Raw genomic sequence first — 14,467 nt, 5'->3', positions numbered from 1 at the left:
ATTATCGTGCGACGCTCTGCGTCGCATGCCGTTCTGGACGCTCCGCGTCCTCTTGTGCCACAGAACGTCATGGACGGCACTCCCAAGCCGGAGCGCTGGGAACGATAACCTCCACTGCCGTTGGTCAAAACCACCTCTCCGGCAACAGATTCCTTGCATACCAGGGCCTGCGTGGCACGCGGCGTAGCAGGTTGCTCAGTTTGTCATCTGCCGCAAAGGTGATGCGCAGCGCCAGCTTCATGACTTCCGGGTCCATTTCCATGGTCGTGCCTGCGGCCTGGCCGGGCATGGTACTGCAACCGTGGGTGTCCGGCCCCAGCCACGGGTCGCTGACGTTCACCCAGCGGCCTGGCGCAAACCACGGCACGCCGTTGACTTCCAGGCGCTTCACTTCGCCCGGATGGAAGCGCTCGTGGGCGCGGAACCAGTCCTCGATGCGGTCGTCGATCCAGCCATGGAACATCCAGAACACCGGGTTCACGTGCGATGAAAACGGGTCGGCGAGAAAGTCGTTTTCCGGCGCGAACCAGCGCTCGGCAAAATCATCCGAACGACGTGCCATCGGCACCGGCTGGCCGTTGGCCGGGTCGCGGGCCACCGAGGCCCAGCGCATGTGCAACCAGTCGTGCAGTTCCAGCTCGACCTGCGAGCCAAACTGGCCCAAGGTCAGCTTCGACAAGAAGCGCGGATCGCGATACTGGGATTCCCAGACCTGAAAATGCGTATGAAACGTCTCGTGGCTTTTGATATCGCTGACCAGCTGGGTGTATTCCTCGTCACCGTGCGCCAGCCAGTTGGGCGGCAGCGAACAACCGTCGTGATTGTCGAAATAGCGGGCAAAGCCCAGCCGGTCGCGCTCCAGCTCAGGCTGCGGCAGTGGAAAGCGCGGCCATGACGGCAAGTCCTGAATCCTGCGTGCCTGGATCAGCATGTGCCGGTGCATATAAAAGAAGTCTTCGCCCGAGCCGTTGCGGTCCTTGTGCGGGCCACGCGCATCGCGCTCATGCTCACGCGGGCCCGGCTGCCAGCCAATGCCGCGCAGGGCGTCACGCTTGTCTTCGGGCAGTTTGTGCCATTTGTCTCGCGAGGCATGCCAGAGCTGATGGAACAGACGATGCTCCCTGGACACCAGCCAGGCCAGAAACGGCGGGCTCAGACCGACCCTTTCCCGCGCCTCTGGAAACACCTGCTTGATCGCGATCAGACGGCTTTCCAGTTCCGGCAGGGCCAGCGCTCGGTCCAGACGTTCGATACGCCCGCTCAGGGTGCCGCTGCCTGCGTTACCGAATGCGCCCCAGACTTCATCGAGGGTCAGGCTGAATTCGTAATCCGGGTTGTCGCTGTGCGGGTCATTGCCGGCATGGCCGTCCATGACCCGCAGGTAGAGTCTTGCGGCGTTGGCCGGTTGCAGATCGCCAATCACCCGAAAACGCGGCAGTCCATCGCTGCGCAATCGTTCGGCCGTGTCGATATAGCCGCGCAGGCCGCGACCGCGCGGGGCAATGTCGAGAAACATTTCCAGGCCTTCGAGCGGCGCACCGCTCAGCCCGGCATCGCGCCCATCGAAACGCAGGGTCCACACCCCGCGCAGCTTGTCGGCCAGGCGCTGAGTGGCGGTATCGGCAGGCCCCGCCGTCGCTTCGCCCGGCGTTTCGGGCAGGTCGACCCGGGTGAGTTCCCGATGCGCGTAATACGCTGCCGGAACTGCCGCACCGGTCAGCGCCAGCCCCGCTATGAACCCTCGTCGAGAAATCGTCATTACCCTACCTGTTCCAGCCCCGAGACAGCCGTTATCCAAGCTAGAACGTAAACCCGGCAGACAAATTTAGCGCTGCACACACATCCATGACCCCGCGCTAAATTTATCGGCGATCCGCTCGTTCTCCACCAGATAGCAACAGCCGTCGCAGGCTGCGCAACGGTTAACCACACGAGACGGAAATGACAAGACCGCGTTGGAAAAAAGCTCTCTTCATCGGCCTGCCGCTGGCCCTGGCCATCAGTGCAGGTGCGGGCTTTCTGGCCTGGAATTACTGGTCGCCAGCAGGCTACCCGGTCAAGGTCATGCAACAGGCCGACGACCTGCAGGAGCGGATCATTTCCTTCGACAGCCACATCACCGTGCCGATGAAATTCGGCAGCGAGGGCAACGAAGCCGACAAGGACGGCTCGGGGCAATTCGACCTGGTGAAAGCCGCGCGCGGACGCCTGTCCGGGGCTGCACTGACGGTATTCGGCTGGCCGGAGATCTGGAACGGCGACAACGCCCCGCATCGTCCGACACCCGGTTTCGTCGACGAAGCACGCCATCAGCAGGAAGTGCGTTACAAAATCATCAGCGGGCTGGTGCGCGATTTCCCCAATCAGGTCGGCATCGCCTACACCCCGGACGACATGCGCCGCCTGCACGGCGAAGGCAAGTTTGCGATCTTCATCAGCATGCTCAACGCTTACCCGCTGGGCAATGACCTGAGCCTGCTGGACCACTGGACCGCACGCGGCATGCGCATGTTCGGTTTCAGTTATGTCGGCAATAACAGCTGGGCCGACTCTTCACGTCCCCTGCCCTTTCTCAATGACACGCCCGACGCACTGGGCGGCCTGTCGGAGATCGGCAGGCAGGCCGTGCAACGCCTCAACGATCTGGGCGTGATCATCGACGTGTCACAGATGTCGAGCAAGGCGCTGCAACAGGTCAGCGAGCTGAGCCGCACGCCGATGGTCGCCTCGCACTCGGCGCCGCGTGCGCTGGTGGACATCCCGCGCAACCTCAGCGACGAGGAACTGCAGCTCATCAAGCGCAGCGGCGGCGTGGTACAGATCGTGGCGTTTCCGGCCTATTTGAAGCCGCTGAGCCAGAAGACCCAGGACAAGCTCAACGCGCTGCGCAAGGACTTCGACCTGCCGCCGTTGCCGAACCTGGCCATGGCACTGATGCCCGGCGACCCGATCATCACCGTCTGGCCGGAACAACGCTTCGGCGCCTATGCCAGCAAGCTGTACGCGATTCTCGAGGAAGAGCCCAAAGCCACGGTCAAGGACTTCGTCGACGCCATCGATTACACCGTCCGCAAAATCGGCATCGACCACGTCGGCATCAGCTCCGACTTCAATGATGGCGGCGGTGTGAAAGGCTTCAACGATGTCAGCGAAATCCGCAATGTGACGGCCGAACTGATCGAGCGCGGCTATGCCGAAGCGGATATCACCAAGCTGTGGGGCGGCAATTTCTTGCGCGTCTGGGAGCAGGTTCAGGCTGCTGCTCGTCCGGATATGAAGCACATGAATCTCTCAAACGCCGCTACCCGACCCTCAGGCGCAGACGCTCATGACTGATCGCAGAACCTTCCTCAAACAGGCCGGGCTGCTCGCGGCGGCCCTGCCCCTGGGCTCCGGCCTTGCAACGGCAGCCGTGACGCCAGCGACTCAGCCGGCCTCCACGGACAAATGGACGCGCCTGAAACAATTGTTCAATCAGGACCCGGATTACGTCCACCTCTCCAATTTTCTGGTCACCTCGCACCCTGCACCGGTTCGCCAGGCCATCGAACAGCATCGTGCGCATATCGACCGTAATCCCGGTCTGGCCATGGACTGGGACCTGGGAGAGACCGAGCGCCGCGAACACGAGGTTCGCGTCTGGGCGGGCAAGTACCTGAACGCCCAACCCGGCCAGATCGCCCTGACCGGCAGCACCACTGAAGGCCTGGCAATCATCTACGGCGGTCTCCATGTGCGCCCGGATCAGGAGATTCTGACCACCGAACACGAGCATTCCTGCGTCCGCGATATCCTCAAATTCCGTCAGCAGCGCGACGGCACGCAGGTGCGCAAGATTCGCCTGTTCAAGGACCCGGCGACCGTCTCGGCCGATGAAATCATCGGCTCCATCGCGCGCAGCATTCAGCCGAAGACGCGGGTGCTGGGCATGACCTGGGTGCAGTCCGGCAGCGGCGTGAAACTGCCCATCGCGGCCATCGGCGATCTGGTCGAGGAACACAATCGCAACCGTGACGACCAGGAGCGCATTCTCTACGTGGTCGACGGCGTGCATGGCTTTGGCGTCGAGAACCTCGATTTCCCGGAGATGAGGTGCGACTTCTATGTCGCCGGCACCCACAAGTGGCTGTTTGGCCCGCGCGGCACCGGCATCGTTTGCGCCCGCTCGGAACAGGTCAAGGACCTCACGCCGCTGATCCCGACGTTCTCGGAAGCCACCGGTTTCAGCACGATCATGACGCCCGGTGGCTACCACTCGTTCGAACACCGCTGGGCGTTGAACGAGGCCTTCAAACTGCACCTGCAACTGGGCAAGGCCGATGTGCAGGCACGCATTCACCAGCTCAACAGTTACCTCAAGCAGCGCCTCAAGGCTCAGCCCAATGTCGAGCTGGTGACGCCGGTGGACCCTGCGCTGTCGGCGGGCTTCAGCTTCTTCCGGCTCAAGGGCCAGTCGTGCGACGACGTGGCGGCCTGGCTGATGAAGCAGCGCATGGTCGTTGACGCGGTAAGTCGCGACGTCGGCCCCGTGGTGCGCACCGCGCCGGGACTGCTGAACAGCGAAGCCGAAATCGATCGTTTCATGACGCTGCTCGCCCGGCGCGCCTGACACAAATTCACCGATCACCTGTTTTCCGTTTTCCATCGAGACCCGACATGAAAAAAACACTGCTGCCCCTGTCCGCCCTGCTCGGCCTTCTGCTCTGCGACAGCGCCCTGGCCGCCACGCCGGTATCCGCGCCAGGTAAGGTGTTCAAGGACTGCAAGGACTGCCCGGAAATGGTCGTGCTGCCTGCGGGCACCTTCACCATGGGGGCGCCCGAAGAGGAACTGGGTCGTCAGCCGGACGAAGGCCCGCTGCATGACGTGACCTTCGCCAAACCGTTCGCCATCAGCCGCTTTCAGGTACTGGCTGGCGAATGGGCCGCCTATATCAAAAGCTCCGGCTACAAGATGCCGGACGGCGATACCCGGCCGGGCCGCGAGTGCAAGGCCGGCAAGCCGCGCTACCCGCTGAGCCCGCGTCAGCCTGCGGTGTGCATGGACTGGAACGAAGCCAAGGCGTATGTCGAATGGCTGTCGAAAAAGACCGGCAAGTCCTACCACATGGTCAGCGAAGCCCAGCGTGAATACGCGGCACGCGGCGGCAGCAAGGGCTCGTTCCCGTTTCCGATGGACGAAGGCAAGCCCTACAGCATTGCCAAACACGCCAACACCTACGGCCCGGAAGACGGTTTCAGCTACACGGCGCCTGCCGGCAGCTACAGCCCCAACGATTTCGGCATCTACGACGCCCACGGCAACGTCTACGAGTGGACCGCCGATTGCGAGACCAGCAACTACAACGGCGCGCCCACCGATGGCAGCGCGTGGCTGGCCGGTGATTGCACCTGGAAGATGATTCGCGGCAATGACTGGACCGAAGCGCCGATCTTCTCGCGCTCCGGCAACCGCAACAGCCGCCAGCCGGATGTACGGGGTGACTGGCTGGGTTTCCGGGTCGCCCGCGACCTCTGACGGACTTCATGCGCCCCCGGCCTGAACCAGCCCAAGCCGCACTCACGGACACTGACGAGACACACCATGACCCGCACAACTGAAAGCCTCGCCCGGGAAACCCTGAGAATCCTCAAGCCGTTCTGGTGGCTGGTGGCGCTGTCGACCTTGCTGGGGATTGTCAGCGGCCTGAGCGTCACCGGCCTGCTGGCCACCATCAACAACGCGATGAACAGGCCAGGCGGGCCGGACACGCAGACCGCGCTGCTGTTCGCCGGCCTGTGTGTGCTGACCCTGGCGTGTTCGACCCTGTCCAACCTGTCGACCAATTACGTCGGCCAGCGAGTCGTCGCCAACCTGCGCCGCGAGCTGGCGGCCAAGGTGCTGGTCGCGCCCATCGAGCAGCTGGAACGCTATCGCGCGCACCGCCTGATCCCGGTGCTGCTCAACGACGTCAACACCATCAGCACCTTTGCCCTGTCGGTCGCACCGATGGTGATTTCGTTTACTGTCACACTAGGCTGCCTGGCCTATCTGGCCGTGCTGTCCTGGCAGATTCTGGCGCTGACAGTGCTCACCGTGGTGCTCGGCACCGGCGCGCAATACCTGGCGCATGCGTTCGGCATGCGCAGCATTCTGGCGGCGCGCAACAGCGAAGACGAATTGCAGAAGCACTACCAGGCGCTGTCCGCAGGCGCCAAGGAGCTGCGCATTCAGCGCAAACGTCGTCAGAACATGCTCGACGAAAAGATTCACGGGGCCACTGAACACATCTGCCGCTCGAACATTCGCGCTGCCAACATCTTCGTCAGCGCAGAAACCTTCGGCTCGATGCTGTTCTTTGCCGTGATCGGCATGGCCATCGCCTTCCAGGCCATGTGGCCGACCACCGAGAAAACCGTGCTGGGCGGCTTCGTGCTGGTGATGCTGTACATGAAAGGCCCGCTGGAGCGCCTGATGACTGCCCTGCCCGGCATCAGCCGCGCGCAGATCGCCATGCGCCGCATCGCCGAGCTGTCGTGGAAATTCTCCAGCCCCGAACCGCACCTGTTGGTCAGTGACCGCCCGACGTCGCTGGCCAGCATGCACACGCTGGAACTGCACAACCTGCGCTATGACTACCCGCCGGTCGAAGGCAGCGACGCCTTTCACCTCGGCCCGGTCGACCTGAGCATCAAACAGGGCGACATCGTGTTCATCGTCGGCGAGAACGGCTGTGGCAAGACCACGCTGATCAAGCTGCTGCTGGGCCTGTACACCCCGCAACAGGGTGAGATCCGCCTGAATGGCCAGACCGTTACCGCGGAAAACCTGGATGACTACCGCCAGCTGTTCACCACGATTTTCGCCGACTACTACCTGTTCGACGAGCCGTTGCAGGGCCAGGCCGCGCTGCCGCAGGACGCGGGCAAGTACCTGGAGCGCCTGGACATCGCGCACAAGGTCAGCATCGAGAACGGTGTCTTCACCACCACCGATCTGTCGACCGGTCAGCGCAAGCGTCTGGCACTGATCAATGCGTGGCTGGACGAGCGTCAGGTGCTGGTCTTCGACGAGTGGGCCGCCGATCAGGACCCGGCGTTCCGTCGCGTGTTCTACACCGAGCTGCTGCCGGAACTGAAGCAACAGGGCAAGACCATCATCGTGATCTCCCATGACGACCGCTATTTCTACGTTGCCGATCAGTTGGTGCGGATGCAGACCGGGCAGATTCAGGTCGAACAGGTTCACAGCGAAACCCGCGACAAAACCATTCCGGCGTGATTCATCCAAGCCTGGAACGCCCCGCCCGGCCAGCCCGCGAGCGGGGCTTTTTTTTGCCTGTGCATTCCGCGCCACGCTCAATTACTAGCCAAGCGCCATCTTTTTTCGTGGATTTTGAAAAAACCATTAAATAAACGTTATTCGCTTTCGTTCTCATTAACAGCGAATTGCGTGCCCAGCCATCTCTCGCGCACCGCCCCATAAAAAAGTGGCTCATGCCTGCCCGGTCGACGGCTGGACCCGACTGCGCAGACCTGAACGACGCCCCCGATCTCCTTGCCGATACTCACTGGAAAGAGCCAATTCATGCACAACCCGTCACGACTCACCCCGCTCAGCAAAGCGTTGATGCTCAGTCAGATGTTCCGCTCCCGGCCATCCATGGCGGCCATGGGTCTTGCGCTGTGCATGCCGGTGGCCGGCCAGGCGCAGGAAACTGTCGCAGACGATTCGAACACGACGGGCACGGTCAATCTGGCCCCGACCGCAATCGACTCGCATTACCTGGGCACCACCACCGACGGCACCGGTTCCTACACCACCGGCGCGGTGAGCATCGGCAAGGGTGCACCGCAATCGCTACGCGAAACACCGCAATCGGTGAGCGTGGTGACCCGGCAAGTCATGGATGACAACAACCTCACCAGCCTCAGCGACGTGCTGGAAGACACCCCGGGTATCACCTTCCAGTACCGCAACTTCGGCGGCCACGTGTACACCTCGCGTGGCTTCTCGTTGCTGGCGGAAAGCTTCCTGGTCGACGGCATTGGCGGCCAGGGCTATCAGATCACCGGCTGGATGCAGCCGGACATGGCGATCTACGACCGCGTGGAAGTGCTGCGCGGCGCGTCAGGGCTGCTGGTCGGTGCCGGTCAGCCCGGCGGCGCGGTCAACCTGGTGCGCAAACGCCCGACCGCCGAGAACAAATTCTCGATCACCACCCGCGCCGGTTCTTGGGACCAGTACCGGGTCGACCTGGACGGCAGCGGCAAGCTCAACGATTCCGGCACCCTGCGCGGGCGCATGGTCGCGGCCTACGATGACAGCGGCTCTTACCTGGACGGTCGCGACAGCCGCACGCCGCTGCTGTACGGCATCGTCGAAGCCGACCTGAGCGACGACACCACCCTGACCATGAGCCTGCGTCGTCAGGAGCAGGTCATCAACGGCTACTCGATCTATGGCCTGCCGCGCTACAGCAACGGCCAGTCGCTGGGCCTGTCACGCTCGACCAACCTGGCGCAGAAGTGGAACCGCCATGAAAGCGACATGACCGAGGTGTTCACCGAAGTCGCGCATCGCTTCAATGAAGACTGGACCAGCCGCACGTCATTGACCTATTCCCAGGGTGGCTTCGATCAGAACATTGCCTTCGCACGGGGCGCAGTGAATCCCGTGACGCTGGCGGGCTCCAACTTTCAGGGCACGCTGTTTCGCAAGGACGAGGTCGACAGCGTCGGTCTGAACAGCCAGCTGGAAGGCAACTTCAACGCGTTCGGCCTCGAACATCAGGTGACCCTGGGTGTCGACTGGTCGAAGCAGAACGCCAACACGCATCAGGCTACGGTGACCAGACGCACCGCGATCAACGTCTTCGACGTCGACCAGAACGCGTTCGCCAAACCAGCCCGTCCGGCCTGGCAAACCGACATCGACACCACCGAAGAACGCGCGGGCCTTTATGCCAACACACGCATTCACCTGAGCGAACCGTTGAGCGTGGTGCTCGGCACGCGCCTCAGCTGGTATGACTACAAGTACGACGTCAAAACCGGCTTGGCGAAGGATTACGAGTCCAAACAGACTCAGGAATTCACGCCCTTCGCGGGTGTTATCTATGACATCAACGACAGCTGGTCGTGGTACGCCAGCTATGCCGACATCTTCACGCCACAGGCCAACTACGTAACCTCCGCCGGCTCGCCACTGGACCCGGCCATCGGTTCCAACTACGAAACCGGCTTCAAGGGTGAGCTGTTCGACAAGCGCATGAACCTGTCGATGGCGCTGTTCTACATCAAGCAGAAAGATGTCGCTGCTGTCGATCTCGCGGCCCAGGATACTCTTACAACGTGCCCTACCAGCTCCGACGGATCCTGTTATCTGCAGGATGGCATCAGCCGCAGCAAGGGCGTCGATGTCGAGGCCAGCGGTGAAGTGTTGCCGGGGCTGCAAGTGTTCGGCGGTTACACCTACAACATGCTGCGCAACAACGGCGACTCGGATGTGGCTTACGAAACACCGAAACACATGCTGCGCCTCAACACCAGCTACAACCTGCCGGGTGCCTGGAACCGCCTGACCGTGGGTGCTGGAGTGTCGGCGGATTCGGGTTACGAAGTGCCGTCCAACAAAGAACTGGGCGTGGCCGGTCGGGCCATCTGGGATGCCAGGGCGTCGTGGAAACTGGACGAAAACTGGAAGGTGTCACTCAACGCCGAAAACCTGTTCGACCGCAAGTACTACACCACCTCGATCGCCACCGACCGCTCCAACGTCTACGGCGAACCGCGCAGCTACGTCCTGACCTTGCGGGGGGATTTCTGATCTAAGTAAACGATAGGCGTGATTCTAGCGCCTACGCTCTGCATTCAGCGTTATACACAAGCCCGCTTTTGATTCTGGCCGAAGGCCGTGGGAGCGAACTTGTTCGCGAAGACTGTAGTTCAGACGATGCATTTTTGGACAACATACTGGCCCATGAGCGTTTGAGCGAGCGGAACGCTGGGGGCCGGGACACTCAGCAAACATCTGCATACCACCAACTCCACCGCAAATGCATTATCCTTCGCCATTGATCTCAACGAGCCATCCCTCCCATGCAAACATCCTCCAGCCGTCTGCGCACAGGCCGCGTGAAAACGCTCGGCCTGCGTCTGGGCGGTGTGGGGCTGGTGCTGGCGTTGAGTGTTCAGGGGCAGGCGCTGGCGGAGGAATTCGAGTTCGATATACCGGCCCAGACGCTGAGCAGTGCCCTGAAGGAATTGGGCCGCCAGTGCGATCTGCAAATCCTCTATAACCCCGACGACCTGAACGGCAAGCTCAGCAGCCCGGTGCACGGCAGGCTGACGCCCGAACAGGCAGTTGCCGACCTGCTGAAAAAAGCCAACGTAGCGCACAGTCTTGAAGACAACACCCTGACCCTTGGCGCTGCTGCCTCCGCACAAACCATGAATCTCGGGCCGGTGGCGATCAAGGGCGACTCGTTCGGCATCACCTCCGAAGGCAGCGGCTCGTATGCGGCCACTGGCGTGAGCATCAACAAGACCGCTCAGTCGCTGCGCGAAACGCCGCAGTCGATCACCGTCATGACCCGCCAGGTGATGGACGACAAAAACCTCACCGGCCTCGACGAGGTCATGGCGCAGACGCCCGGCATCACCTTTTCCCAACGCAATTTCGGCTCTCATGTCTTCAGTTCGCGGGGCTTCGCGCTGGAAGACGAGAGTTACATCATCGATGGCGTGGCCGGCCAGGGTTACAGCGTGACCGGCTGGATGACCCCGGACATGGAAATCTACGACCGCGTCGAAGTGCTGCGCGGCGCGGCCGGCTTGCTGATAGGCGCGGGCAACCCCGGTGGCGCGGTCAATCTGGTCCGCAAGCGCCCGACCGCCCTGCCGCAGTTGTCGATCACCACTCGCGCAGGCAGTTGGGACAACTACCGGGTCGATCTGGATGGCAGCAGCAAACTCAACGATTCAGGCAGCATCCGCGGGCGTTTTGTAACGTCCTATGAAGACCGCGGCTATTTCACCGATGGTCTGCAGAAAACCGCACCGTTGCTCTACGGCATCCTGGAAACCGACCTGAGCGAAGACACCACCCTGACCCTGGGCGTACGCCATCAGAACGCCGACACCCAGGGCTTTTCGATCTTCGGTCTGCCTCGCTACAGCAACGGCAAGGCCATCGACCTGCCGCGTTCGACGTCGCTGGCCCAGGACTGGAACCGCCACCAGACCCGCACCGACGAAGTGTTCAGCGAACTGGAAACCCGCTTTGACGACAACTGGAGCGGCACACTGTCTGCCACTCACTCCGATGGCGCTTTCGATCAGAAGGTCGCCTATGCACAGGGCGCTATTGATCCAGCGACGCAGAGCGGTTCCCGGCTGGTCAGAACCCTGTTCCGCTCGGACGATATTCATAGCAATGGCATCGACGCGCACCTGGATGGCCGGTTCGACGCCTTTGGCCTGAGTCACCAGTTGACCGTCGGCGGCAACGGGTCCGAACAGAAACGCGAGTCGCGCTATGCCACGGTCAACGCCAATCAACCGCTGGCTATCTTCAGCCCCGACCACGACGCGATTGCCGAACCTGCGCGTCCGGCCTGGAGCAGCACGGACTACAGCGACAAGCGCTATGGCGTCTACAGCAACCTGCGCCTGAGCCTGACAGAGTCGTTGAGCCTGGTGATGGGTGGCCGGGTCAGCAGCTATGACTATCAGACCAGGTCCGCAGGCGTGACCCGTCGCGCCCAGGAGGACAATCAGGTCACCCCGTTTGCGGGGGTCATCTACGACCTCAACCGGGACTGGTCGTGGTACGCCAGTTACACGGATATTTTCCTGCCGCAAAGCGCCTATCGAACCGCATCAGGCACACTGCTTGATCCGGCCATCGGCGCCAGCCATGAAACCGGAATCAAGGGCGAGCTGTTCGACAAACGTCTGAATGTGTCACTGGCGCTGTTCTATGTGAAGCAGAAGGATGTGGCCGTCGAGGATGATGCCAATGCTGGTCAGTGCGTTAGCAATGATGCCTATGGGACCTGCTACCTGAACGGTGATATCCGGCGCAGCAAGGGCATCGACATGGAAATCAGCGGCGAGCCGTTACCGGGATTGCAGACCTTGGCCGGCTACACGTTCAACATCACCCGCGGCAGTGACGGGCAATCGATTTCAGCGGAAACACCCCGGCATATGTTGCGCCTGACCAGCAGCTACACCCTGCCCGGCACCTGGCGTCGCTTGACCATCGGCGGCGGGGTTTCGGCGCAGAGCGGCTACTCGGAACACGAGTCGACCCAGCCCATCGATAACGCTGGCCGGGCCATCTGGGATGCGCGGGTCGCGTGGAAAATCGACGAACACTGGACGGTGGCGCTCAACGGCAACAACCTGCTGGATCGCAAATACTACAAGGCCACCGGCGACATCGACCGCGGCAACTACTACGGCGACCCACGCAACTACGTCCTGACCCTGCGCGGTGATTTTTAAGCGACGCTCGCCCCTCGTGATCAACAGCGTCCAGAAAGGCACGCTCCAGCCCAGATACCTGTCGTTCCTCACGCTCCAGCGTGGGAATGCCGTTCGTGACGCTCTGTCACACCAGCTACGCCGCGCCACGCACTCAAGAGAGGACGCAGAGCGTCCAGAAAGGCATGCCCACGCGGAGCATGGGCACGATGGTGTTCTTCAGGACGCTTATCGTTCCTCACGCTTCAGCGTGGGAATGCCGTTCGTGACGCTCTGCGTCACACCAGCTACGCCGCACCACGCACTCAAGAGAGGACGCAGAGCGTCCAGAAAGGCATGCCCACGCGGAGCATGGGCACGATAGTGTTCTTCAGGACGCTTATCATCCATCACATCCCAGTCCAGACACCCATCGTTCCTCACGCTCCAGCGTGGGAATGCCGTTCGTGACGCTCTGCGTCACACCAAACGCTCGGCAAGCCCCTGCAGAAACGCTTCCGCGATCACCAGGTTGTCGTGCCGTTGATCGATCGTTGTCGAGCTGCGCAGTCCGTTGACCGAGCACTGTTCCAGCAGCACCGCTTCGGCCTTGGCAATCTGCCCCGGTTTACGGCTCTGCCCTGCCCACCAGCAATCGACCTGCACATTGAGGGTTTTCAAGGTAAACGCCTGGCTGAGTTTTGCGTTGGCTTCCAGTAACTTGTAACCGGTTTCGATTTCGTCCTGCACCGCGATGTCCTGGAACATGCTGCGCAGGCTGTCGACGTTCATCGCATGTTGCAATGCGATCTGCTCGATTACCTGGTCAATCACTTCACTCTCCCCGCTCACCGACTGCCGGGCCTTTTCGATCAGGTCGACAATGGTTTGCTCCTGCAAGCCCGGCACAAAGGCCTGCAGGCTCTTGATCAGGCTGCGGTAGTAGTTTTCGCCCTGCTGCTGCGTGGTGACTTGCGGGTCCTCTTCGACCCATTGCATGCCCACCGATGCCGGTAGCTGGGTGTCGACCAGCCCGAGAAAGCTCACCACCTCGCCAGCGCGCTCCAGCACATGCGCGACCTCGACGGCCAGCGCGCCGCCCATCGACCAGCCCAGCAGGTTGTAAGGCCCGTGCGGCTGGGTCATGCGGATCTGCTCGACGTAGTAATTGACCATGTCTTGCCACGACGTATCGAACCAGCCCGGCACCACGTAGGCCTTGTTGACCAATCCGTAAACCCGTCGGCTGTCGCTCAACCTGCCCGCCAGCGGGTAATACGAATAGGTGCCACCACCGCCCGGTGGCAGGCAGAACAGTGGCGCATGCGTCGAGCCATTGGCGTTCATGGCGATGACCGCCGATTTGACCCGAGCCTCATCGGCGCGCATGAAATCGGCGAGTTCACCCAGGGTCTGCAGCAACAGCAAGTCATGCAGTTTGATGGAGATATCGAACGTCTCGCGAATCCTGCCCACCAGTGAAACCGCCAGCAACGAGTGCCCGCCCAGCGCGAAGAAGTTATCGTTGAGCCCGACCCGTTCGACGTGCAACACCTGCTCCCACAACGCAGCAAGACGTTGCTCGAATGCCGTACGCGGCGCCACGTAACCCTGCTGTGAGCGGGCCACGTCCGGTTTCGGCAGTGCTCTGCGATCCAGCTTGCCATTGGCGGTCAGCGGCATCGAATCGATAAAGACAAAGTAGCCCGGCACCATGTAATCCGGCACGTGAGCCTTGAGGTGGGCCTGCAGACGCTCGCGCAGAACGTCCGGAGCCTCAGCGGCATCGGTTGGCACCAGATAAGCCACCAGTTGCTTGCCGGACGGCCCGTCGATGTCGATCACCGTGGCTTCGCGCACAGCGGCATGCTCATGCAGACGCGCTTCGATTTCACCCAGTTCGATACGCAGACCGCGAATCTTCACCTGGTGGTCGATACGCCCGGCGTAGTCGATGACACCTGCGTCGCGATAACGCGCCAGATCGCCGGTGCGGTACAGCCTGCCGCCGCCCTGCT

At 61.9% G+C, this 14,467-nt stretch carries 8 protein-coding genes; 6 read left to right on the top strand and 2 right to left on the bottom strand.

Annotated features, from left to right (window positions below):
* Window positions 1-124 precede the first annotated feature (124 nt).
* Window positions 125-1,759: a pyoverdine maturation tyrosinase PvdP gene (gene pvdP / locus QRN50_RS15900; RefSeq protein ID WP_060400616.1), complete on the bottom strand. Its 1,635-nt coding sequence runs from the start codon at window positions 1,757-1,759 to the stop codon at window positions 125-127.
* 182 nt (window positions 1,760-1,941) lie between these two features.
* Here pvdP and pvdM point away from each other — a divergent pair, with 182 nt between their 5' ends.
* The 6 genes from pvdM (at window position 1,942) to QRN50_RS15870 (ending at window position 12,491) form a co-directional block, all read left to right on the top strand.
* Complete coding sequence (gene pvdM, locus QRN50_RS15895; protein WP_054091748.1) at window positions 1,942-3,336, top strand: pyoverdine-tailoring dipeptidase-like protein PvdM; 1,395 nt, start codon at window positions 1,942-1,944, stop codon at window positions 3,334-3,336.
* A complete protein-coding gene (gene pvdN / locus QRN50_RS15890; protein WP_096127024.1) occupies window positions 3,329-4,609 on the top strand; it encodes a pyoverdine-tailoring periplasmic protein PvdN in 1,281 nt (426 codons plus the stop codon). The genes pvdM and pvdN overlap by 8 nt, the downstream gene beginning before the upstream one ends.
* Window positions 4,610-4,656: 47 nt before the next feature.
* Window positions 4,657-5,517 carry a dihydropyoverdine dehydrogenase gene (pvdO, locus tag QRN50_RS15885; RefSeq protein ID WP_024650675.1) on the top strand — a complete coding sequence of 287 codons (861 nt, stop codon included), beginning with the start codon at window positions 4,657-4,659 and terminating at the stop codon, window positions 5,515-5,517.
* Between the two features lie 66 nt (window positions 5,518-5,583).
* The gene (locus QRN50_RS15880) at window positions 5,584-7,260 is read left to right on the top strand and encodes a cyclic peptide export ABC transporter (RefSeq protein ID WP_096127026.1); all 1,677 of its coding nucleotides are present in this window, start codon (window positions 5,584-5,586) and stop codon (window positions 7,258-7,260) included.
* Window positions 7,261-7,566: 306 nt separating this feature from the next.
* Window positions 7,567-9,807: a TonB-dependent siderophore receptor gene (locus tag QRN50_RS15875; RefSeq protein ID WP_096127027.1), complete on the top strand. Its 2,241-nt coding sequence runs from the start codon at window positions 7,567-7,569 to the stop codon at window positions 9,805-9,807.
* Window positions 9,808-10,079: 272 nt separating this feature from the next.
* The gene (locus QRN50_RS15870) at window positions 10,080-12,491 is read left to right on the top strand and encodes a TonB-dependent siderophore receptor (RefSeq protein ID WP_096127028.1); all 2,412 of its coding nucleotides are present in this window, start codon (window positions 10,080-10,082) and stop codon (window positions 12,489-12,491) included.
* A gap of 438 nt (window positions 12,492-12,929) precedes the next feature.
* Here the strand turns inward: QRN50_RS15870 and QRN50_RS15865 are convergent.
* Window positions 12,930-14,467, bottom strand: a 1,538-nt coding sequence (locus QRN50_RS15865; RefSeq protein ID WP_285427571.1) for a thioesterase domain-containing protein, incomplete at its 5' end; no start/stop codon positions are given.

Source organism: Pseudomonas sp. MEJ108 (assembly GCF_030208985.1).
Taxonomy (GTDB): domain Bacteria; phylum Pseudomonadota; class Gammaproteobacteria; order Pseudomonadales; family Pseudomonadaceae; genus Aquipseudomonas; species Aquipseudomonas fragariae.
The sequence above is the reverse complement of the archived record's forward strand: the minus strand, read 5'-3'. Positions and strand labels throughout refer to the sequence as shown.

Excerpts from the sequence above, each read along its gene's own strand:
- pvdN (WP_096127024.1), top strand. The coding sequence starts at position 3,329 with ATGACTGATCGCAGAACCTTCCTCAAACAGGCCGGGCTGCTCGCGGCG.
- QRN50_RS15875 (WP_096127027.1), top strand. The coding sequence starts at position 7,567 with ATGCACAACCCGTCACGACTCACCCCGCTCAGCAAAGCGTTGATGCTC.
- QRN50_RS15880 (WP_096127026.1), top strand. The coding sequence starts at position 5,584 with ATGACCCGCACAACTGAAAGCCTCGCCCGGGAAACCCTGAGAATCCTC.
- pvdM (WP_054091748.1), top strand. The coding sequence starts at position 1,942 with ATGACAAGACCGCGTTGGAAAAAAGCTCTCTTCATCGGCCTGCCGCTG.
- pvdP (WP_060400616.1), bottom strand. The coding sequence starts at position 1,759 with ATGACGATTTCTCGACGAGGGTTCATAGCGGGGCTGGCGCTGACCGGT.
- QRN50_RS15870 (WP_096127028.1), top strand. The coding sequence starts at position 10,080 with ATGCAAACATCCTCCAGCCGTCTGCGCACAGGCCGCGTGAAAACGCTC.
- pvdO (WP_024650675.1), top strand. The coding sequence starts at position 4,657 with ATGAAAAAAACACTGCTGCCCCTGTCCGCCCTGCTCGGCCTTCTGCTC.